Origin of the sequence: Streptomyces sp. NPDC058231 (assembly GCF_042882275.1) — a bacterium.
GTDB lineage: Bacteria > Actinomycetota > Actinomycetes > Streptomycetales > Streptomycetaceae > Streptomyces.
The window spans coordinates 188680-208482 of record NZ_JBHVWN010000008.1 but is presented as its reverse complement, the minus strand read 5'-3'; the positions used below and the strand labels follow the sequence as shown (position 1 = coordinate 208482).

The following is a 19803-nucleotide window of genomic DNA, read 5'->3' as shown; positions in this document are numbered from 1 at the left end:
CCACATTTTTGGGGGGGTTTTTTTTTTTTTTTATTTGTCGGTTTGTCATCCTCCCCTTTTTCTTTAACGGTTTTGTTGCGGGGGCGCGCGCCCCCCCGGGGGCGGCCCCGGGACGGGGACGTGCTGGGTGCTGCCCGGGCGGCACCCCAGGGGGTGCGGCCCGGTCGTGCGCTCTCGGCCGTCCTCAGACGTTGACGCCGAAGTCCTGCGCGATGCCGCGCAGGCCCGAGGCGTAGCCCTGGCCGATGGCCCGGAACTTCCACTCCGTGCCGTTGCGGTACAGCTCGCCGAAGACCATGGCGGTCTCCGTCGAGGCGTCCTCGCTCAGGTCGTACCGGGCGAGCTCGCTGTTGTCGGCCTGGTTGACCACGCGGATGTACGCGTTGCGCACCTGGCCGAAGCTCTGCTGGCGGCTCTCGGCCTCGTAGATCGAGACCGGGAAGACGATCTTGTCGACGTCGGACGGGACGCCGGCCAGGTTCACCTTGATGACCTCGTCGTCGCCCTCGCCCTCACCGGTGAGGTTGTCCCCGGTGTGCTCGACGGAGCCGTCGGGGCTCTTGAGGTTGTTGAAGAAGACGAAGTTCCCGTCGCTGCCGACCTTGCCCTGCGCATTGGTCAGCAGCGCGCTGGCGTCGAGGTCGAAGTCCCCACCGGTGGTGGTGCGGGCATCCCAGCCCAGGCCGACGATGACGGCGGTCAGGTTGGGCGCGGCCTTGGTCAGCGAGACGTTGCCGCCCTTGCTGAGGCTGACTCCCACGAGTCCTCCCATTGGTTTCTTGGGGGCCGACAGGTGCCGGCGCCTCCACGTTGCGTTGGCATCGGATCAACGAGTGGATCCTAGTGACCGGTTCCCGGCCAAAACAGGCTTTTGACCGGGGGCTCGGGGAGAGCGTCCGGATCGCCGGCACGAGATCGTCCGGATACCGGTCAGATCGCGTCGAGGGCCTTGATGTAGTCGTTCAGGTCGCGCGCGTCCGGCAGGCCGTTGACGACCGTCCAGCGCACCACGCCCTCCTTGTCGATGATGAAGGTGCCGCGCACCGCGCAGCCCTTCTCCTCGTCGAAGACGCCGTACGCCCGCGAGGTCTCGCCGTGCGGCCAGAAGTCCGAGACCAGCGGGTACTCGAGGCCTTCCTGCTCGGCGAAGACACGCAGGGTGTGGATGGAGTCGTTGGAGACGGCGAGCAGCTGCGTGTCGTCGTTCTCGAACTTCGGCAGCTCGTCGCGGAGCGCGCAGAGCTCACCCGTGCACACGCCGGTGAAGGCGAACGGGTAGAACAGCAGCACCACGTTCTTCTCGCCGCGGAAGTCCGAGAGCTTCACGGTCCGGCCGTGGTTGTCCTTCAGCTCGAAATCCGGGGCCTGGGTGCCGACCTCGATCGCCATGAAAACGTGTCCCTTCGCTGCTTCACCGGGCTGGGCCGTCCGGGTGGGCTCCACCCTACGCAGCGCCCCCGGGAAGCCCCGCAGCGCCCGCCGGGGGCCACGGCCGGGCAACGCGGGATCCGGCCCGCGGGCGGGCATACGAAGGCCCCCGCCGGTGCACAACCGGCGGGGGCCTCGTGGTGAGTGCGGTTCAGCGCTTGGCTTTGGCCGACTTCGGGGTGACCAGACGGCTGCCCGTCCAGTCCTTGCCCGCATTGATGCTCTTGGTCTGGGAAAGACCGGCTGTCTGTCCGGCCTCGTTGATGTCGCTCGGTTCGACGTATCCCTCGCGGCCGGTCTTCGGCGTCATCAGCCAGATCGCACCGCCGTCCTCGATCAGACCAATGGCATCCACCAGCGCGTCCGTAAGGTCGCCGTCCTCGTCGCGGAACCAGAGCAGGACGACGTCAGCGACGTCGTCGTAGTCCTCGTCGACGAGTTCCTGGCCGGTAGTGGCCTCAATGCCCTCACGGAGCTCCTGCTCGACGTCGTCGTCGTAGCCGATCTCCTGGACCACCTGTCCGGGCTCGAACCCCAGCCGTGCAGCCGAGTTGGTCCGTTCCTCCGCGTGGTCCGCGGTCGCGCTCACGGGTTGCCTCCTGATCATGTTTCGGAAAATGCTTCAGCCACGCGCGTGCGCGGGGCGTTGGCCGTAGTCCACACGGGCGCGGCGGATCGCGCAAGTACCCAGCGTGCGAGACCGCCTAAACGGTGACGTTCCCTGCCACGTCGCCGCACGCTCGGCATGTCCGCTGCGGGGCTCGACGCTGCCGTCCACACCCTTTACGTCCTTCCACAGCTTATGCCGTTTCGGTCCGCCATTCGGAGTCGAGCAGTCTTTCGGGGCGCTTGGACGGGTTGAGCGTATGGTTGCGGTTTGCTCCGGCCCGTCTGCCGTAGCCTCCTCGCGTACCGGGCGCAATGACCCGGCACCTGACAGTTACCCCCCGGTAGAGATGACGTTTGCGCCCTCGCGGTACACGATGGTGCTGGCGTACATGCATACATCCCGGGGGCGTGCCTCCCGTAACCAGGCCCTGTAACGCAGCACCGAACAGCGAAGGAACAGCGTGGCTTCCGGATCCGATCGCAACCCGATCATCATTGGCGGCCTTCCGAGCCAGGTCCCGGACTTCGATCCTGAGGAGACCCAGGAGTGGCTCGACTCCCTCGACGCCGCCGTCGACGAGCGCGGCCGCGAGCGGGCCCGCTACCTGATGCTCCGGCTCATCGAGCGCGCGCGTGAGAAGCGTGTCGCCGTGCCGGAGATGCGCAGCACGGACTACGTGAACACGATCGCCACGAAGGACGAGCCGTTCTTCCCCGGCGACGAGGAGATCGAGCGCAAGGTCCTCAACGCGACGCGCTGGAACGCCGCCGTGATGGTGTCGCGCGCCCAGCGTCCGGGCATCGGCGTCGGCGGTCACATCGCCACGTTCGCCTCCTCCGCCTCGCTGTACGACGTCGGCTTCAACCACTTCTTCCGGGGCAAGGACGACGGTCTGGGCGGCGACCAGATCTTCTTCCAGGGGCACGCCTCTCCCGGGATCTACGCCCGCGCGTTCCTGCTGGACCGGCTGAACGAGGCGCAGCTCGACGCCTTCCGCCAGGAGAAGTCGAAGGCGCCGAACGGCCTGTCCAGCTACCCGCACCCGCGGCTGATGCCGGACTTCTGGGAGTTCCCGACCGTCTCGATGGGCCTCGGCCCGCTCGGCGCGATCTACCAGGCCCGGATGAACCGCTACATGGAGGCGCGCGGCATCGCCGACACCTCCCGGTCGCACGTCTGGGCCTACCTCGGTGACGGCGAGATGGACGAGCCCGAGTCGCTGGGCCAGCTCTCCATCGCCGCCCGCGAGGGACTCGACAACCTGACGTTCGTGGTCAACTGCAACCTGCAGCGCCTCGACGGACCGGTGCGCGGCAACGGCAAGATCATCCAGGAGCTGGAGTCGCAGTTCCGCGGCGCCGGCTGGAACGTCATCAAACTGGTCTGGGACCGCACCTGGGACCCGCTGCTCGCACAGGACCGCACGGGCATCCTGGTCAACAAGCTGAACATCACGCCGGACGGCCAGTTCCAGACGTACGCCACCGAGACGGGCGCGTACATCCGTGAGCACTTCTTCGGCGACGACCCGCGGCTGCGCGAGATGGTCAAGGACATGTCCGACCACCAGATCCTGCACCTGGGACGCGGCGGTCACGACCACCGGAAGGTGTACGCGGCGTACGCGGCGGCCAAGGCCCACAAGGGCCAGCCGACGGTGATCCTGGCGCAGACGGTCAAGGGCTGGACGCTCGGACCGAACTTCGAGGGCCGCAACGCGACCCACCAGATGAAGAAGCTCACGGTCGAGGATCTCAAGCGGTTCCGCGACCGGCTGCACATCCCGATCACGGACAAGCAGCTGGACGAGGGCTACCCGCCGTACTACCACCCGGGTCGCGACTCGGAAGAGATCCAGTACATGCACGACCGCCGCAAGGGTCTGGGCGGCTACGTCCCGACCCGCGTGGTGCGCGCGAAGCCGCTGGTCCTCCCCGAGGACAAGACGTACGCGACCGCGAAGAAGGGTTCGGGCCAGCAGTCGATCGCCACGACCATGGCGTTCGTCCGCATCCTGAAGGACCTCATGCGGGACAAGGAGATCGGCAAGCGTTTCGTGCTGATCGCGCCCGACGAGTACCGCACCTTCGGCATGGACGCCTTCTTCCCGAGCGCGAAGATCTACAACCCGCTGGGTCAGCAGTACGAGTCGGTGGACCGCGATCTGCTGCTCACGTACAAGGAGTCGCCGACCGGTCAGATGCTGCACGACGGCATCTCCGAGGCCGGCTGCACCGCGTCGCTGATCGCCGCGGGTTCGGCGTACGCCACGCACGGCGAGCCGCTGATCCCGGTGTACGTCTTCTACTCGATGTTCGGTTTCCAGCGCACCGGTGACCAGTTCTGGCAGATGGCCGACCAGCTCGCGCGCGGCTTCGTGCTGGGCGCGACCGCCGGCCGTACGACGCTGACCGGCGAGGGTCTGCAGCACGCGGACGGCCACTCGCAGCTGCTCGCCTCGACGAACCCGGGCTGCGTCGCGTACGACCCGGCGTTCGGCTACGAGATCGCGCACATCGTCAAGGACGGTCTGCGCCGGATGTACGGCGGGACCCCCGACGAGAACGAGGACGTCTTCTACTACCTCACCGTCTACAACGAGCCGATCCGGCACCCCGCCGAGCCGGAGAACGTGGACGTCGACGGCATCCTCAAGGGCGTCTACCGCTACAGCAGCGGCGAGCGGGGCCAGATCCCGGCCCAGATCCTGGCGTCCGGTGTGGCGGTCCCGTGGGCGGTCGAGGCGCAGCAGATCCTCGCCGACGAGTGGAACGTGAGGGCGGACATCTGGTCGGCGACGTCCTGGAACGAGCTGCGCCGCGAGGCCGTGGAGGTGGAGCGGTACAACCTGCTGCACCCGGAGGAGGAGCAGCGCGTCCCGTACGTCACGCGGAAGCTCTCCGGCTCCGAGGGCCCGTTCGTGGCGGTCTCGGACTGGATGCGTTCCGTGCCGGACCAGATCGCGCGCTGGGTGCCCGGCGCCTACCAGTCGCTGGGCGCGGACGGCTTCGGCTTCGCCGACACGCGCGGCGCGGCCCGCCGGTTCTTCCACATCGACGCGCAGTCGATCGTCCTCGCGGTGCTCACCGAGCTCGCGAAGGAAGGCCGGGTCGACCGTTCGCTGCTGAAGCAGGCGATCGACCGGTACGAGCTCCTCGATGTGACCGCGGCCGACCCGGGCGCGGCCGGCGGCGACGCGTAGGCACCACCGGACCGCGTACGAAGGGCGGCCGGACCTCCTGGTCCGGCCGCCCTTCGGCGTCAGTTCTCCCAGACCTTGAAGGCCCTGACCTGGTAAGGCGACTGCGGCAGCCAGGTGCCGCCGCCCGGATAGGTCTCGAACTCGCCGGTCTCGGCGCACTCCGCCGACTGGTAGGTGGTGACGGGACGACCGGTGCGGTTGGCGAGCGACTGGACCCTGCTGCCCGGCGGCAGCGGCACACAGCTCTCGATGTCGATGGTGGAGAGCTCATGGGTCTGCCGGGCTCCCCTGAAGTCCGGCTTCTCCCAGAGACAGAGTTCACCCGCCCCGCAGGTCCCGAGCCGGACGGGCGCGGCGTGCGGCGCCGGTGCGGCCGCCACGGCCTGTGCGGCCGGAGTGCGCTGTGCCGCCTGTACAGCCTGCGGCGTGAGCGCGGTGGCGGCCAGTGCCGCGGCAAGTACGGTCGTACGCATATCAGTCAACCCCCGTGGTGGTGCGGATCAGTTGCACGCACCCTGACCTGCGGGACAGCTCCACCGGAAGGGGTGCCGGGCCGGATCACCCGGATAGGCGACAGCCCCGCCGGAGAGCTCCGGCGGGGCTGTCGTATGCACGGTGTTGACCGCTCGCGCCCGATCGGCGCGCGAGGCCGGTGAGGAACGGCGGGGGGGTCAGATGTGACCCGCGCCCGCGCCCGCCTCGGCATTCGCACCCCGCTTGGTGAGCGTGGCGACCAGCGCGGCGATCACCGCGACGATGCCGGCCACCATGAACGCCGTGCTCATGCCCGACACGAACGTGTCATGGGCGACGCCCACGATCTTCGCCGCGACCTCCGGCGGAGTGCTGCCGTCCACCGGCGGTACGCCGACCTTGACGGCCGAGGACGCGGCGTCCAGCTGCTCCGGCGTAAGGGGAGGAAGCTTCGCGGCCGTCCAGTTGTCGGGCAGTTGCGAGTCGATCTGGGAGGCCATGACCGCGCCCAGCGCCGCCGTACCGAGGCTGCCGCCGACCTGCATGGCGGCCTGCTGCAGACCGCCCGCGACCCCGGAGAGCTCCATCGGGGCATTGCCGACGATGACCTCGGTCGCGCCGACCATCACCGGGGCGAGGCCGAGGCCGAGCAGACCGAACCAGATCGACATGGTCACGGTGCCGGTGTCGATCTCCAGCTGCGACATGCCGAACATGGCGACCGCCGTGCACACCATGCCGCCGACCAGCGGAACCCGCGGGCCGAACTTGGTGATCATGACGCCAGCGAGCGGCGAGGCGACGATCATCATGCCGGTCAGCGGCAGCAGGTGCAGACCGCTGTCGACGGGGCTCAGACCATGCACGTTCTGGAGGTAGAAGGTGACGAAGAACAGCCCGCCCAAGAAGGCGAAGGCCATCAGCACCATCAGGACCACACCTGCGGACAGCGGCACGGACCGGAACATCGCCAGCGGTACCAGCGGTTCCCTGACGTTCTTCTGGGAGAAGGCGAAGACCACGAACAGGACCACGGCGGCGCCCAGAAAGCCGAGCGTCCGGTAGTCGCCCCAGCCCCACTCCGCGCCCTTGATGAGTGCCCAGATCAGGCAGAACATCGCCTGCGACAGCAGCACGATGCCGCCGATGTCGAAGGAGCGCGGCGCGTTATCGGCGCGGTGGTCCTTGAGGATCACCAGGCCCAGCAGAAGCGCGATCACACCGACCGGCACATTGATGAAGAAGACCGACTGCCAGCTGACGTGCTCGACGAGCACACCGCCGAGGATCGGGCCACCAGCGGTGGAGGCACCGATCACCATGCCCCAGATGCCGATCGCCATGTTGAGCTTCTCAGCCGGGAAGGTGGCGCGCAGCAGGCCGAGCGCGGCGGGCATCAGCAGGGCGCCGAAGAGACCCTGCAGCACCCGGAAGGCGATCACGAGAGCGACGCTGCTGGTGAGGCCGATGGCCCCCGACGCCGCGGCGAAGCCGACGACACCGATGAGGAAGGTCTGACGGTGGCCGAACCGGTCACCGAGTTTGCCCGCGGTGATCAGGGAGACCGCGAGCGCGAGCATGTAGCCGTTGGTGATCCACTGGACGTCGGCGATCGAGGCGTGCAGGTCGCTCTGGATCGCTGGGTTGGCGATCGCGACGATCGTGCCGTCGAGCGCGACCATCATCACGCCGATGGCCACGGAGAACAGCGTCAGCCAGGGGTGGCCGCGCAGCCCCTTGACAGGTACGGGCGCGGCGCTGTCCTGCGGCTCCCGCGACGCCTTTTCGACGGTGGTCTGACTAGTCATGCCACAAGATTAGTGTCAGTCGCTGACAGTTGATGAACCATTTCACAAGCCGGTAACTGTCACGTAGCTCACAGGTAGGCTGAGCTGGACAAAGCAGGGGAAAGAGGACCACTTCCGTGACCGATGGGCACCAGGCCGTGCACCCGACCGGGCTGCGCGAACGCAAGAAACGACGCACCCGGGACGCCCTGCTGCACGCCGCCCTCGATCTCTTCGCCACCCAGGGGTACGAGGAGACCACCGTCGACGAGATCGTCGACGCCGTCGAGGTCTCCCAGCGCACCTTCTTCCGCCACTTCGCCGGCAAGGAGGAGACCGCCTTTGCCGTGCAGGAGATGGTCGAGTCGCGTTTCCTCTCCGAGCTGCGCCGACGCCCCGCCGCGGAGCCCCCTTTCGAGGCCATGCGCAGCGCGGTCCTGTGCGCCTGGAACAGCATCGGCGAGGCCATCGAGGAAATCATCACGGTCGAACTCCACATGCGCACGTACCAGATGATCGAGTCGACCCCTTCTCTGCTCGCGGCCCATCTGCGGCGCAGCATCGACCTGGAGAACGAGATCGCCGAAGTGATCGCCCGGCGCGAGGGTCTCGACGTCCGGACGGACCCGCGGCCGCGGGTCGCCGTCGCCGCGTTCTGCGGAGTGATGCGGGTGACCGGGCAGCTGTGGGGGCGGGGGGCGGACGCCAGCGTGGAGTCGCTGCGCGAGCTGACTGAGACCTATCTGGACCGGCTGGGCCCGGCGCTCACGGGGAACTGGCGCGCGACGACCGAACAGCCGGCTGCGTCACCCACGGCTTCCGCCCGATAGTTCCGCGCACCCGTGTGCCGAATGCCTCATAGGTACACATGACGGACCTCACAACTACCGTGCCATCAGGGCCCCGTGAGCGACCGCGGGGCGGGGAATCCCGCCGGAGGGTGCCGGGCGCACGCACGGAGCGTGAGGGAAATCCGCCCCAATTCCCCGGAGTGGAGTGAAGTGTGTCACCCGCTTGACGGTCGCCGTCGCGCGTCTCCTAATGTGGGCGGCAGTGACTTCCTTCGACTCCTCCCCCACGCTCACCGCATGGCGCGCCCTGCTCGCCGTCGCGGTCGTGTTCGTGATGCTGGCGACCACCGGCTGGACCGCCGTGCGTCACCAACCGTCCGACGAGCCACGTGACATCGCACTCGCCTCGTGGACGCGCGCCCGGATAGCGGGCCACGCGCTGCCGGACGTCGATGCGCCCCCGTACCGGCTGGCGAAGTTCTTCGCCGCGCTCACCGCCGCGCAGCGCACCGCGCTCGCCGACAAGTACCCGCTGGTCGTCGGCAACATGAACGGCGCCCCGGTCACCCTGCGCTACGAGGCCAACCGGCGGGCCCTGGTGCAGGCGGAGACGGTCGAACGGCAGCGCATGCACGACGTCAGGCTCTCCCCGGACGGCCGGGGGGACGCGCTGCGCCGGATGGAGCGCTTCCGGTCGATGCTGACCCCCGGCCGGCACTTCCTCTCCTTCGACCCGTCGGGGAAGGGCCGCGCGGCCGAGGTCTTCGGCGACCTCGACAGGGCCGACCGGATCTCGCTGGTCGTGCCCGGCGTCGAGACCAATCTGCTGACCCTGGAGCGGACCGGGTCGAAGGTCAACGCCGCACCCGTCGGCATGGCGAAATCGCTGTACTCGGCGGAGCGCGCCGCCCGGCCCGGCACCCGGACCGCCGTCATCGCCTGGGCCGACTACACCGCGCCCGCCGGGATCGGCATGGACGCGGCCCTGGGGAATCTCGCCGAGCGCGGTGCGGTCCGGCTGACCGCGCTCGTGGGCGCGCTGCCCGGCACGGCGAAGATCTCGCTGTTCTGCCACAGCTACGGCTCCGTGCTGTGCGGCGTCGCCGCACACGAACTGCCGTCCAGGGTCACCGACATCGCGGTCGCGGGCAGCCCCGGCATGCGCGTGGAGAACGCCGCGGAACTGCACACCACGGCCGACGTCTGGGCGATGCGGGACCACGACGACTGGATCCAGGACGTACCGAACATGGAGGTCGGCGGGCTCGGCCACGGTGCCGATCCGGTGGACCGGGGCTTCGGCGCGCGCATCGTCTCGGCGGGCGACGCGATCGGGCACAGCGGCTATTTCGTGCCGGGCACCGAGAGCCTCAGCAACTTCGCCGCCATCGGCGTCGGCGCGTACTCCTCGGTGACCTGTGCAAGCGCCGGCAGCGCCTGCCACGAGAATATTTCCGGCACCGAAGGCGCCTGACGCGCGTAGAAACCGTGGCGGAGCACGAATCGCGGCGTATGCCGAGGGGGGGACGTGCGGGCGAGTGCCGCATACGATGAGCCACATGGGTGATGTGCTGGCCGGAATTCATGCCACCTGGGAGTTCGACACCGACTCCGTGCTCATCCGCTTCGAACGGGGAATACGCGCGCCGAGACTCTTCCAGAGTCTGCGCGAACGCCGCATCCCGCACGCGGCGTTGTCGTCGGTGACGCTGACCCCGGGCAAGCGGGGCACGGTGGTGCTGCACGCGGTGCCGAGACCCGGGGCCGATCCTCTGCTGGAGGCCGCGGCAGGGCAGCTGAAGACCGACAGCGATCCGTACCGGCTGGTGCTGCCCGCCGAACGCGGGACGCTCGCCGAGTACTACGCGGACGAGCTGCGCGCGCTGCTCGGGCCGGACGCGGCGGAGCCCGCCGAACGCTTCATGGTCGCGGCCCCCGAGGCGCCGATGCGGTTCAAGGCCTACGACGGCAGGGCCAGTTTCGACGGCGACCGGATCTTCTTCCGCTGGTTCTGGACGGGTGCCTCCACCGCGAAGTGGAAGGCGGGCGACCAGACGTTCCCGGTGGCCGAGCTGAGCGGGGTCGAGTGGCGGTCGCCCGAGGCGTTCGACGGCTACCTGCGGCTCGTGCCGCGGGGCGCGGAGAGTACGGGGCCGTCGGCGGTCGCGGGTACGGGGCACGGCGCGATCCGCCCGGACGCCGCAGCCGGTCCGCCTGCGGCGGGTCCCCGGCCCACCCAGGCCGATCAGGACCCGGCCGCGGTGATCTTCGGGCTGGGGTACGGCCCGGTGCACGAGTCTCTGCCGTTCGCCGCGGCCGTACTGGAGTCCGTACGCAGCAAGCAGTCCGTGCCGCTGGCGGCGGCCGTGCCGGTGGGCGCGGTGCTGCGCGATCCGGCGGCCGTCGCGGAGCGGATCCGGCATCTCGGGGAACTGCACCGGGCGGGGCTGGTGACGGACGACGAGTTCAGCGCGAAGAAGGCCGAACTGCTCGCGGAGCTGTAGCCGGACGGGCCGGGTGGACCCGCCCGTCCGGCGCCCGGGGCTCCCGGGCGCCGGCGGACGGCTACTCGCGCGCCGCCGAGGTGGAGCTCATGTCCGGGTAGCGGTCGCCCGCGACCTGCCCGGCGATCGGCTCCAGCAGGGCCAGCTCCTCCGGCGTGAGGGTGAGCCGGGTCGCCCCGAGGTTCTCCAGCAGCCGGCTGCGCTTGCGGGTTCCGGGGATCGGCACCACGGTCAGGCCGTGCACCTCGGCGCGCTGCTGCACCCAGGCGAGCGCCACCTGCGCGGCCGTCGCGCCGTGCGCCGCGGCGATCTTGTGGACGGGCTCCAGCAGGGCGGCGTTCTTCTTCGCGTTGTCACCGGTGAAGCGGGGCTGGTACTGCCGGAAGTCGTCCTTCGACAGCTCCTTGCCCGCGTCCGCGAACGCCCCGGTCAGGAAGCCGCGGCCGAGCGGCGAGTACGGCACGAAGGTCACGCTGAGCTCGGCCGCCGCGGCCACCGCGCTGCGCTCGACGTCCCGGCTGAACAGCGACCACTCGGACTGCAGTGCGGCGATCGGATGCACCGCGTACGCCTCGCGCAGCTCCGCGCCGGTCACCTCGCTGAGCCCCAGCTGCTTGACCTTGCCCTGCTGCACCAGCTCGGCCATCGCGCCGACGGACTCGGCCAGCGGGACGGCCGGGTCACGGCGGTGCATGTAGTACAGGTCGATGACATCGGTGTTCAGGCGGCGCAGGCTGTCCTCGACGGCCTGACGGATGTACGCCGGGTCGTTGCGCACCGCCCGGTACCGGGGGTCGTCGTCCCTGCGCTCGATGGCGAACTTCGTGGCGAGCGTGATCTCGTCACGGTGCACCCCGACGAAGGGGGCGAGGAACGTCTCGTTGGCACCGCTGCCGTAGATGTCGGCGGTGTCGAAGAGCGTGACGCCGGCCTCCAGCGCCCCTTCCAGGGTGTCCCTGGCCGCGGTCTCGTCGGTGTCCCCGTAGAACTCGCTCATGCCCATGCAGCCGAGCCCCTGCACGCCGACCTGCGGGCCGCCGTTCCCGAGCTCCACAGTGGCGATCTTGTTGTCAGTCATCAGCTACAAGGCCTTTCCGGCGCCCGTCGGGCGCCCGCATAGAACTCGATCTTGTGGTCGAGGACGGCGAGGGTGTCCTGGAGCTCCGCGATCCGCGTCCTCACGTCGCGGCGGGTCGCCTCCAGCAGTTCCTGCCGCTCCTCGAACGTGTGCTCGCCCTCGCGCAGCAGCTCCGCGTACCTGACCATGTGGGCGACCGGCATCCCGGTCAGCCGCAGCTTGGAGACGAAGGCGAGCCAGTCCAGGTCGCGGTTGGTGAAACGGCGCTGCCCGGTGTGCGAGCGGTCCACGTGCGACATCAGCCCGATCCGCTCGTACCAGCGCAGCGTGTGCGCGGTGAGTCCGGTGAAGGACGCGACCTCGCTGATGGTGTACCGGTCCTGGCCCTCGGGGCGGGGATGCGCCCGCGGGGCCGAGGCGCAGGTGTCCGTCCGTACCGAAGTGCTCTCCATCACCGTCATGGCCCCCACGCTAGGACCTTGGAGTGCACTCGAAGCAAGCGGGACCGGTGATGAGTTTTCCGGCCACCGGCCGGATCACAGCGCTTCGGCGGCAGGTCTTACCCTCGTAGTCATGCAGAGCCTGGCGATGATCGAGAACTGGCCCGTCCCCACCACGGCAGCGGCCGTCGTACGAGCGGACGGTACCGTCGTCGGCACCCATGGGCCGACCGGGCACCGCTTCCCGCTGGCCTCCGTCACCAAGCCGATCGCCGCCTACGCCGCGCTGGTGGCGTACGAGGAAGGCGCCGTCGAACTCGACGAACCGGCCGGTCCCGAGGGCTCCACCGTCCGGCACCTGCTCGCGCACACCAGCGGACTCGCCTTCGACGAACACCGGGTGACGGCCGCCCCGGGCACCCGGCGGCTCTACTCCAACGCGGGTTTCGAGGTGCTGGGCGACCACATCGCCAAGGCCACCGACATCCCGTTCGCCGAGTACGTGCGCCAGGCGGTCCTGGAGCCGCTGGGGATGGTGTCGACCACGATGGACGGCTCCCCGGCCCGGGACGGCGTCTCGACCGTCGACGACCTGGTGCGGTTCGCTGCGGAGGTGCAGGCTCCGCGGCTGCTCGATCCGCGCACGGTGCTGGCCGCGCAGACCGTCGTGCACCCCGGCCTGAAGGGCGTCCTGCCGGGCTACGGTCACCAGAACCCCAACGACTGGGGCCTCGGATTCGAGATCCGGGACCACAAGTCACCGCACTGGACGGGCGCTGCCTCGTCCCCGGCGACCTTCGGGCACTTCGGCCAGTCCGGTACGTTCCTGTGGATCGACCCGGCCGCGGGTGCGGCCTGCGTCGCCCTGACCGACCGGGCCTTCGGCCCGTGGGCGGCCGAGGTCTGGCCGCCGCTCACGGACGCGGTGCTCGCGGAGCTCGCACGTACCGCGGGGTAGCGCCCTCAGCCGGCTCCGGCCCGGGCACCGCTCAGCCCGACAGCTCCCACACCAGCGCCGTGGCCGGCGCCTCGGCCACCAGCTCCAGCCCCACCGCACCGGTGATCCGCGCCGCGTCCCCCGGGGAGAGCCTCTCGCCGCCGAGCCGGACCTCGCCGCCGATCACGTGTACGTACGCCCGCGCCGCGTCCGGCACCGCCGTGCGCTCCCCGGCGGCCAGCCTGCGCACATGCAGCATCGCGCCGGCTTCCGGGAGGGCGTACGGGGTGGAGTCGGCGATGCCGGGGACGGTCGTGTACGAGGGGGAGCCGCCCGGTTCCAGCGGCGCCAGCCACATCTGAAGGAACGTCAGCGGAACGTCTCCGTCGTTGCGTTCGACGTGGCGGACCCCGGCGGCGGAGCTGAGGTGCTGGACGTCCCCGGCACGCACGACCGTGGCGTTCCCGGCCGAGTCGCGGTGGGTCAGCTCGCCCTCGACGACCCAGGTGACGATCTCGGTGTGGCTGTGGGGGTGTTCGTCGAAGCCCGAGCCGGGTGCCAGCCGTTCCTCGTTGCAGGCCAGGATCGCTCCGAAGCGCAGGTTGTCCGGGTCGTAGAAGCTGCCGAAGGAGAACGCGTGCCGGGACATGATGCCGGCCTCCTCGTCCCCGCCCGTGTACCGGTCGTCGGCGCGCTGTACGGAAATCACGGGTCCACGGTAGCCCGGCCCGGCGCCCCCGTGTCCCGGCCCGCGGCCGCCCGTCCGCTACCGGGCGGTACGACCCGCGGTGGCCCCGGCCCTCCGCGCCCGTGGCCCGATAAGGCAATCTTGTGTCCGTGCCCCGATCCGATCCTGAGCAGCCCGCTGCGAACGACGCCCACCTGCATGCCGCGACTCTGAAGCGACTGGAGCAGTCCTCCGGCCGGCTGGCCGCGAACGCGATCGCCCGCATGGACGAGTCGCTGCCCTGGTACCGGGCGATGCCACCGGAGAACCGGTCCTGGATCGGCCTCGTGGCCCAGGCCGGAATCGCCGCCTTCACCGAGTGGTTCCGGCATCCGGAGACCCCGCAGGCCATCTCCACCGATGTGTTCGGCACGGCCCCGCGCGAGCTGACCCGGGCGATCACGCTGCGCCAGACCGTCGAGATGGTGCGGACGACGATCGAGGTCATGGAGGCCGCGATCGAGGAGGTCGCGGCGCCCGGCGACGAGTCGGTGCTGCGCGAGGCGCTGCTCGTCTACGCACGGGAGATCGCCTTCGCCACCGCCCAGGTCTACGCGCAGGCCGCCGAGGCGCGCGGCGCCTGGGACGCCCGGCTGGAATCGCTCGTGGTGAACGCGGTGCTGTCCGGGGAGGCCGACGAGGGCGCCGTCTCACGGGCGGCCGCGCTCGGCTGGAACTCCCCCGAACACGTCTGCGTGGTCCTCGGCACGGCCCCCGACGGCGACAGCGAACTGACCGTCGAGGCGATCCGGCGCGCCGCCCGTCACGCCAAACTCCAGGTGCTGACCGGGGTGCTCGGCAGCCGTCTGGTCGTCATCGCGGGCGGCAGCGACAACCCGCTGCATGTCGCGAAGGCCCTGATCGGCCCGTACGCGGCCGGCCCCGTCGTCGCCGGGCCCGTGGTGCCCGACCTGCTGGCGGCCACCAGGTCCGCCCAGGCCGCCGCCGCCGGACTCAAGGCGTGCAGCGCCTGGCAGGACGCCCCCCGGCCCGTCCTGGCCGACGATGTGCTGCCGGAGCGCGCCATCGCGGGTGACCCCGCCGCGCGCGATCAGTTGGTGGAGGAGATCTACAGACCGCTGGAGGAGGCGGGCTCGGCGCTGCTCGAAACGCTGAGTGTGTATCTGGAGCAGGCGAGCAGCCTGGAAGGCGCCGCCCGGATGCTGTTCGTCCACCCCAACACCGTGCGCTACCGGCTCCGACGTGTGACAGACGTCACCGGGTGGTCGCCCTCCGATGTCCGCTCGGCGTTCACGCTACGAATCGCCCTGATCCTGGGGCGCCTGGCCGGTCGGGACGGCCAGTCCTAGACTTTTGTCGGACATCAACAATTCCCCCTTCGGTTCTTCGTCCCTGTCCCCACGGGCGTTCAGGACCGTTCACAAGAGAGAGTGTGAGGGTGCTCGTACTCGTCGCTCCCGGCCAAGGCGCTCAGACGCCCGGCTTCCTGACCCCCTGGCTCGACCTCCCCGGTGCCACCGACCGCATCGCGGCCTGGTCCGACGCCATCGGGCTCGACCTTGCCCACTACGGCACCAAGGCGGACGCGGACGAGATCCGCGACACCGCGGTGGCTCAGCCGCTGCTGGTCGCCGCGGGTCTGCTGTCCGCCGCAGCGCTCGACGCCTCACCCGGCGTCGTCGCAGGTCACAGCGTTGGTGAGATCACCGCCGCGGCCCTCGCCGGCGTACTGGACGACGAAGCCGCGCTCCGCCTCGTACGCACCCGTGGGCTCGCCATGGCCGACGCCGCCGCCGTCACCGAGACCGGTATGGCCGCGCTGCTCGGCGGCGACCCCGAGGTGACGGTTCCGCACCTGGAGAAGCTCGGTCTGACCCCGGCGAACGTCAACGGGGGCGGCCAGATCGTCGCCGCCGGCACCGCCGCTCAGATCGCCGCACTGACCGAGGACATGCCCGCTGGCGTGCGCCGCGTGGTGCCCCTCAAGGTCGCCGGCGCGTTCCACACGCACCACATGGCTCCCGCGGTCGACCGGCTCCGCGAGGCCGCCGCGGCACTGAAGGTCTCCGACCCGGTTGTGACGTATGTCTCGAACGCCGACGGCCGGACGGTCGACACCGGTGCCGAGGTCGTCTCCCGGCTGGTCGGCCAGGTCGCCAACCCGGTCCGCTGGGACCTGTGCATGGAGACGTTCAAGGCTCTGGGCGTCACCACGCTCATCGAGGCCTGCCCCGGTGGGACCCTGACCGGTCTCGCCAAGCGGGCGCTGCCCGGGGTGCGGACCCTCGCGCTCAAGACCCCCGACGACCTCGACGCGGCCCGCGCGCTCATCGCTGAGCACGCAGACGCCTAAGGAGCCCGAGAGCATGTCGAAGATCAAGCCCAGCCAGGGCGCCCCGTACGCGCGGATCATGGGCGTCGGCGGCTACCGTCCGATCCGCGTCGTGCCCAACGAGGTCATCCTCGAGACGATCGACTCGTCGGACGAGTGGATCCGCTCCCGCTCCGGTATCGCCAGCCGCCACTGGGCCTCCGAGGAGGAGACCGTGGCCGCGATGTCCGTGGAGGCGTCCGGCAAGGCGATCGCCGACGCCGGGATCACGCCCGAGCAGATCGGCGCCGTCGTCGTCTCCACCGTCTCGCACTTCAAGCAGACCCCGGCCATCGCGACCGAGATCGCCCACAAGGTCGGTGCGGGCAAGCCCGCCGCGTTCGACATCTCGGCCGGCTGCGCCGGGTTCGGCTACGGTCTGACCCTGGCCAAGGGCATGGTCGTCGAGGGCTCGGCGGAGTACGTCCTCGTCATCGGCGTGGAACGGCTCAGCGACCTCACCGACCTCACCGACCGCGCCACGGCGTTCCTGTTCGGCGACGGTGCGGGAGCGGTCGTCGTCGGCCCCTCCAAGGTGCCCGCCATAGGCCCGACGGTCTGGGGCTCCGAGGGCGACAAGTCCGAGACGATCAAGCAGACCGTGGCGTGGAACGACTTCCACGTCGGCGATGTCTCGAAGCTGCCGCTCAACGAGCAGGGCGAGGTCAAGTTCCCGGCCATCACGCAGGAGGGCCAGGCGGTCTTCCGCTGGGCCGTCTTCGAGATGGCGAAGGTCGCCCAGCAGGCGCTGGACGCGGCCGGGATCGCCCCGGAAGACCTGGACGTCTTCATCCCGCACCAGGCCAACATGCGGATCATCGACTCGATGGTGAAGACCCTGAAGCTGCCGGAGCACGTCATGGTCGCCCGTGACGTGGAGACCACCGGCAACACCTCCGCCGCCTCGATCCCGCTCGCTATGGAGCGGCTCCTGGCGACCGGTCAGGCGAAGAGCGGCGACACCGCACTCGTCATCGGCTTCGGGGCGGGTCTCGTCTACGCCGCGACGGTCGTTACTCTCCCCTAGGCACACCGGACCTTCCGGTCCGGACGTCAGAACCCTGCAGAAACACATCGAAGGAGCGCCAACATGGCCGCCACCCAGGAAGAGATCGTCACCGGTCTCGCCGAGATCGTCAACGAGATCGCCGGTATCCCGGTCGAGGACGTCCAGCTGGACAAGTCCTTCACCGACGACCTGGACGTCGACTCGCTGTCCATGGTCGAGGTCGTCGTCGCCGCCGAAGAGCGCTTCGACGTCAAGATCCCCGACGAGGACGTCAAGAACCTCAAGACGGTCGGCGACGCCGCCGAGTACATCCTGAAGCACCAGGCCTGATCCAGCCGGCTCGTGTGTCGCCACCCGGCGGTGGCGCCGCTGATTCACGACCCTCTACACGTGGAGAAGATTTTCCAGTGAACTCGACCAATCGCACCGTGGTCGTCACCGGTATCGGCGCAACGACTCCGCTGGGTGGCGACGCCGCCTCGACCTGGGAAGGTCTGATGGCCGGTCGCTCCGGCGTCAAGCCTCTCGAGGGCGAACGTTTCGCCGAACTGCCTGTCCGGATCGCCGCCCTCGCGGCCGTCGACCCGGGCGACGTCCTGCCCCGCCCGCTCGCCCGCAAGCTGGACCGCTCGGCGCAGTTCGCGCTGATCGCGGCCCGCGAGGCGTGGGCCGACGCCGGCTTCACCGGCAAGGCCGGTGAGGACGAGAACATCGAGCCCGAGCGGCTCGGTTCGGTCATCGCCTCCGGTATCGGTGGCGTGATCACCCTGCTCGACCAGTACGACGTGCTGAAGGAGAAGGGCGTCCGCCGCGTCTCCCCGCACACCGTGCCCATGCTCATGCCGAACGGCCCGGCCGCCAATGTCGGCCTGGAGGTCAACGCCCAGGCCGGCGTCCACACCCCGGTCTCCGCCTGCGCGTCGGGCGCCGAGGCCATCGGGTACGCCGTCGAGATGATCCGCACCGGCCGCGCCGACGTGGTTCTCGCCGGTGGTACCGAGGCGGCCATCCACCCGCTGCCGATCGCGGCGTTCGCCAACATGATGGCGATGTCCAAGAGCAACGACGAGCCCGAGAAGGCGTCTCGTCCGTACGACACCGCCCGGGACGGCTTCGTCCTCGGTGAGGGCGCGGGCGTCGTGGTCCTGGAGTCCGCGGAGCACGCTGCCGCGCGCGGCGCCAAGGTCTACTGCGAGGTGCTGGGCCAGGGGCTGTCCGCGGACGCCCACCACATCGCCCAGCCCGAGCCCACCGGGCGCGGTATCGCTGCCGCGATGCAGAACCTGCTCGACCAGACGGATCTCAAGCCGTCGGAGGTCGTGCACCTGAACGCCCACGCCACGTCGACGCCGCAGGGCGACGTCGCGGAGCTGAAGGCTCTGCGCAAGGTCCTGGGCGAAGACCTCGACCACGTCGCGATCTCCGCGACGAAGTCGATGACCGGTCACCTGCTCGGTGGCGCGGGCGGCATCGAGACCGTCGCGACGGTCCTGGCGCTGCACCACCGGATGGCTCCGCCGACGATCAACGTGGAGAACCTCGACGACGCGGTGGAGGCGGACATCGTGCGCGACGAGCCCCGGCCGCTGCCCGAGGGATCGATCGCGGCGATCAACAACTCCTTCGGGTTCGGAGGACACAACGTGGTGCTGGCGTTCCGCAGCGTCTGACGCCCCGCTCGCCGAAGCCGTACACCGAGGTCCGCCACCCGTTCCGGGAGGCGGGCCTCGTCCGTCGCGCGGGGTGGGCGGCGTCCTGCCGGTCCCGGCCCGGCGGACGGCCGGGCCCTCCGGGCGACGGAGGGACGGACCCCGGGCAATTCCCCGGATCCGGAAAGGGGCAGGGCGGAGAACCCGCCCGCGCGTCGGCGCTCCTGCGCCCGTCCAGGCGTCAGACGACCTGGTGGAGCCACCGCACCGGCGCTCCCTCCCCCGCATGCCGGAACGACTCCAACTCGTCGTCCCAGGGCTTGCCGAGAAGTTTGGCGATCTCCGCCTCCAGCTCCGACTCCCCCCGCACGGACCGGGCCAGCGCGGCCCGCAGCCGGTCCTCCGGCACGAGGATGTCACCGTGCATGCCGGTGACCGCGTGGAAGATGCCCAGCTCGGGCGTGGAGCTGTAGCGCTCGCCCTCCGCCGTCGCGCAGGGCTCCGCCGTCACCTCGAAGCGCAGCAGATCCCACCCCCGCAGCGCGGAGGCGAGCTTCGACGCGGTGCCTGCGGCGCCCTTCCAGGAGAACTCGGACCGCCAGGTGCCGGGCGAGGCCGGCTGTCTGATCCAGTCCAGTTGGACCCGCACACCGAGGACACCCGCCACCGCCCATTCGACATGTGGGCAGAGCGCGCGCGGTGCGGAGTGAACGTACAGAACTCCACGTGTCGTCACCGGGACCTCCAGTGTGGGACGAGGTTCGCCTTCCCCAGCGGCCTCGCGCCCGCACCGCCTCTTCCCGGCCGGCTCCCGAGGTTGTTGTCAGTAAACAGC

At 70.0% G+C, this 19803-nt stretch carries 19 protein-coding genes; 10 read left to right on the top strand and 9 right to left on the bottom strand.

The features are described from left to right. Positions 1-184: 184 nt before the first annotated feature. From ACFVXE_RS08880 to ACFVXE_RS08870, 3 genes are all read right to left on the bottom strand, one after another. On the bottom strand, positions 185-760 hold the full coding sequence (locus ACFVXE_RS08880; RefSeq protein ID WP_389670325.1) for a TerD family protein: 576 nt from the start codon (positions 758-760) through the stop codon (positions 185-187). 170 nt (positions 761-930) lie between these two features. Next, complete coding sequence (locus ACFVXE_RS08875; RefSeq protein ID WP_389670324.1) at positions 931-1389, bottom strand: peroxiredoxin; 459 nt, start codon at positions 1387-1389, stop codon at positions 931-933. A 190-nt stretch (positions 1390-1579) separates the two neighbouring features. Next, on the bottom strand, positions 1580-2017 hold the full coding sequence (locus ACFVXE_RS08870) for a DUF3052 domain-containing protein (RefSeq protein ID WP_389670323.1): 438 nt from the start codon (positions 2015-2017) through the stop codon (positions 1580-1582). 481 nt (positions 2018-2498) lie between these two features. Between ACFVXE_RS08870 and aceE the strand changes: the two genes are divergently transcribed. Further along, entirely contained in the window at positions 2499-5240 is a 2742-nt protein-coding gene (gene aceE / locus ACFVXE_RS08865) for a pyruvate dehydrogenase (acetyl-transferring), homodimeric type (protein ID WP_389670322.1), read from the top strand. A gap of 59 nt (positions 5241-5299) precedes the next feature. Here the strand turns inward: aceE and ACFVXE_RS08860 are convergent, their stop codons facing one another. Both ACFVXE_RS08860 and ACFVXE_RS08855 read right to left on the bottom strand, forming a co-directional pair. Beyond that, the gene (locus ACFVXE_RS08860; RefSeq protein WP_389670321.1) at positions 5300-5713 is read right to left on the bottom strand and encodes a peptidase inhibitor family I36 protein; all 414 of its coding nucleotides are present in this window, start codon (positions 5711-5713) and stop codon (positions 5300-5302) included. A 198-nt stretch (positions 5714-5911) separates the two neighbouring features. Beyond that, on the bottom strand, positions 5912-7522 hold the full coding sequence (locus ACFVXE_RS08855) for an MFS transporter (protein WP_389670320.1): 1611 nt from the start codon (positions 7520-7522) through the stop codon (positions 5912-5914). A 116-nt stretch (positions 7523-7638) separates the two neighbouring features. Between ACFVXE_RS08855 and ACFVXE_RS08850 the strand changes: the two genes are divergently transcribed. The 3 genes from ACFVXE_RS08850 to ACFVXE_RS08840 all read left to right on the top strand — a co-directional run bounded on the left by ACFVXE_RS08850 (position 7639) and on the right by ACFVXE_RS08840 (position 10796). Then, positions 7639-8331 (top strand): TetR/AcrR family transcriptional regulator, encoded by a 693-nt coding sequence (locus ACFVXE_RS08850; protein ID WP_389670319.1) that lies wholly within the window; start codon positions 7639-7641, stop codon positions 8329-8331. Positions 8332-8554: 223 nt separating this feature from the next. After that, on the top strand, positions 8555-9766 hold the full coding sequence (locus ACFVXE_RS08845; RefSeq protein WP_389670318.1) for an alpha/beta hydrolase: 1212 nt from the start codon (positions 8555-8557) through the stop codon (positions 9764-9766). Positions 9767-9851: 85 nt separating this feature from the next. Then, complete coding sequence (locus ACFVXE_RS08840; RefSeq protein ID WP_389670317.1) at positions 9852-10796, top strand: DUF4429 domain-containing protein; 945 nt, start codon at positions 9852-9854, stop codon at positions 10794-10796. A gap of 61 nt (positions 10797-10857) precedes the next feature. Here ACFVXE_RS08840 and ACFVXE_RS08835 read toward each other — a convergent pair whose 3' ends face one another. Both ACFVXE_RS08835 and ACFVXE_RS08830 read right to left on the bottom strand, forming a co-directional pair. Then, entirely contained in the window at positions 10858-11874 is a 1017-nt protein-coding gene (locus ACFVXE_RS08835; RefSeq protein WP_389670316.1) for an aldo/keto reductase, read from the bottom strand. Beyond that, complete coding sequence (locus tag ACFVXE_RS08830; RefSeq protein ID WP_389670315.1) at positions 11874-12335, bottom strand: MerR family transcriptional regulator; 462 nt, start codon at positions 12333-12335, stop codon at positions 11874-11876. The genes ACFVXE_RS08835 and ACFVXE_RS08830 overlap by 1 nt, the downstream gene beginning before the upstream one ends. Positions 12336-12447: 112 nt before the next feature. On the opposite strand from ACFVXE_RS08830, the gene ACFVXE_RS08825 reads away from it, so the two are divergent. After that, a complete protein-coding gene (locus tag ACFVXE_RS08825; RefSeq protein WP_389670314.1) occupies positions 12448-13272 on the top strand; it encodes a serine hydrolase domain-containing protein in 825 nt (274 codons plus the stop codon). A 31-nt stretch (positions 13273-13303) separates the two neighbouring features. Here ACFVXE_RS08825 and ACFVXE_RS08820 read toward each other — a convergent pair whose 3' ends face one another. Further along, positions 13304-13960, bottom strand: a complete 657-nt coding sequence (locus ACFVXE_RS08820; protein WP_389670313.1) for a pirin family protein — start codon at positions 13958-13960, stop codon at positions 13304-13306. Between the two features lie 128 nt (positions 13961-14088). Between ACFVXE_RS08820 and ACFVXE_RS08815 the strand changes: the two genes are divergently transcribed. The 5 genes from ACFVXE_RS08815 (at position 14089) to fabF (ending at position 18989) form a co-directional block, all read left to right on the top strand. Continuing rightward, positions 14089-15288 carry a PucR family transcriptional regulator gene (locus ACFVXE_RS08815; RefSeq protein ID WP_389670312.1) on the top strand — a complete coding sequence of 400 codons (1200 nt, stop codon included), beginning with the start codon at positions 14089-14091 and terminating at the stop codon, positions 15286-15288. An 89-nt stretch (positions 15289-15377) separates the two neighbouring features. After that, positions 15378-16292, top strand: coding sequence for an ACP S-malonyltransferase (locus ACFVXE_RS08810; protein ID WP_389670311.1), 915 nt, complete (start codon positions 15378-15380; stop codon positions 16290-16292). Positions 16293-16305: 13 nt separating this feature from the next. Next, complete coding sequence (locus ACFVXE_RS08805; protein WP_389670310.1) at positions 16306-17337, top strand: ketoacyl-ACP synthase III; 1032 nt, start codon at positions 16306-16308, stop codon at positions 17335-17337. A gap of 63 nt (positions 17338-17400) precedes the next feature. Beyond that, a complete protein-coding gene (locus tag ACFVXE_RS08800; RefSeq protein ID WP_123470715.1) occupies positions 17401-17649 on the top strand; it encodes an acyl carrier protein in 249 nt (82 codons plus the stop codon). Between the two features lie 77 nt (positions 17650-17726). After that, positions 17727-18989, top strand: a complete 1263-nt coding sequence (gene fabF, locus ACFVXE_RS08795; protein WP_389670309.1) for a beta-ketoacyl-ACP synthase II — start codon at positions 17727-17729, stop codon at positions 18987-18989. Positions 18990-19209: 220 nt separating this feature from the next. Here the strand turns inward: fabF and ACFVXE_RS08790 are convergent, their stop codons facing one another. After that, positions 19210-19704: a DUF3145 domain-containing protein gene (locus tag ACFVXE_RS08790; RefSeq protein ID WP_389670308.1), complete on the bottom strand. Its 495-nt coding sequence runs from the start codon at positions 19702-19704 to the stop codon at positions 19210-19212. Positions 19705-19803 lie beyond the last annotated feature (99 nt).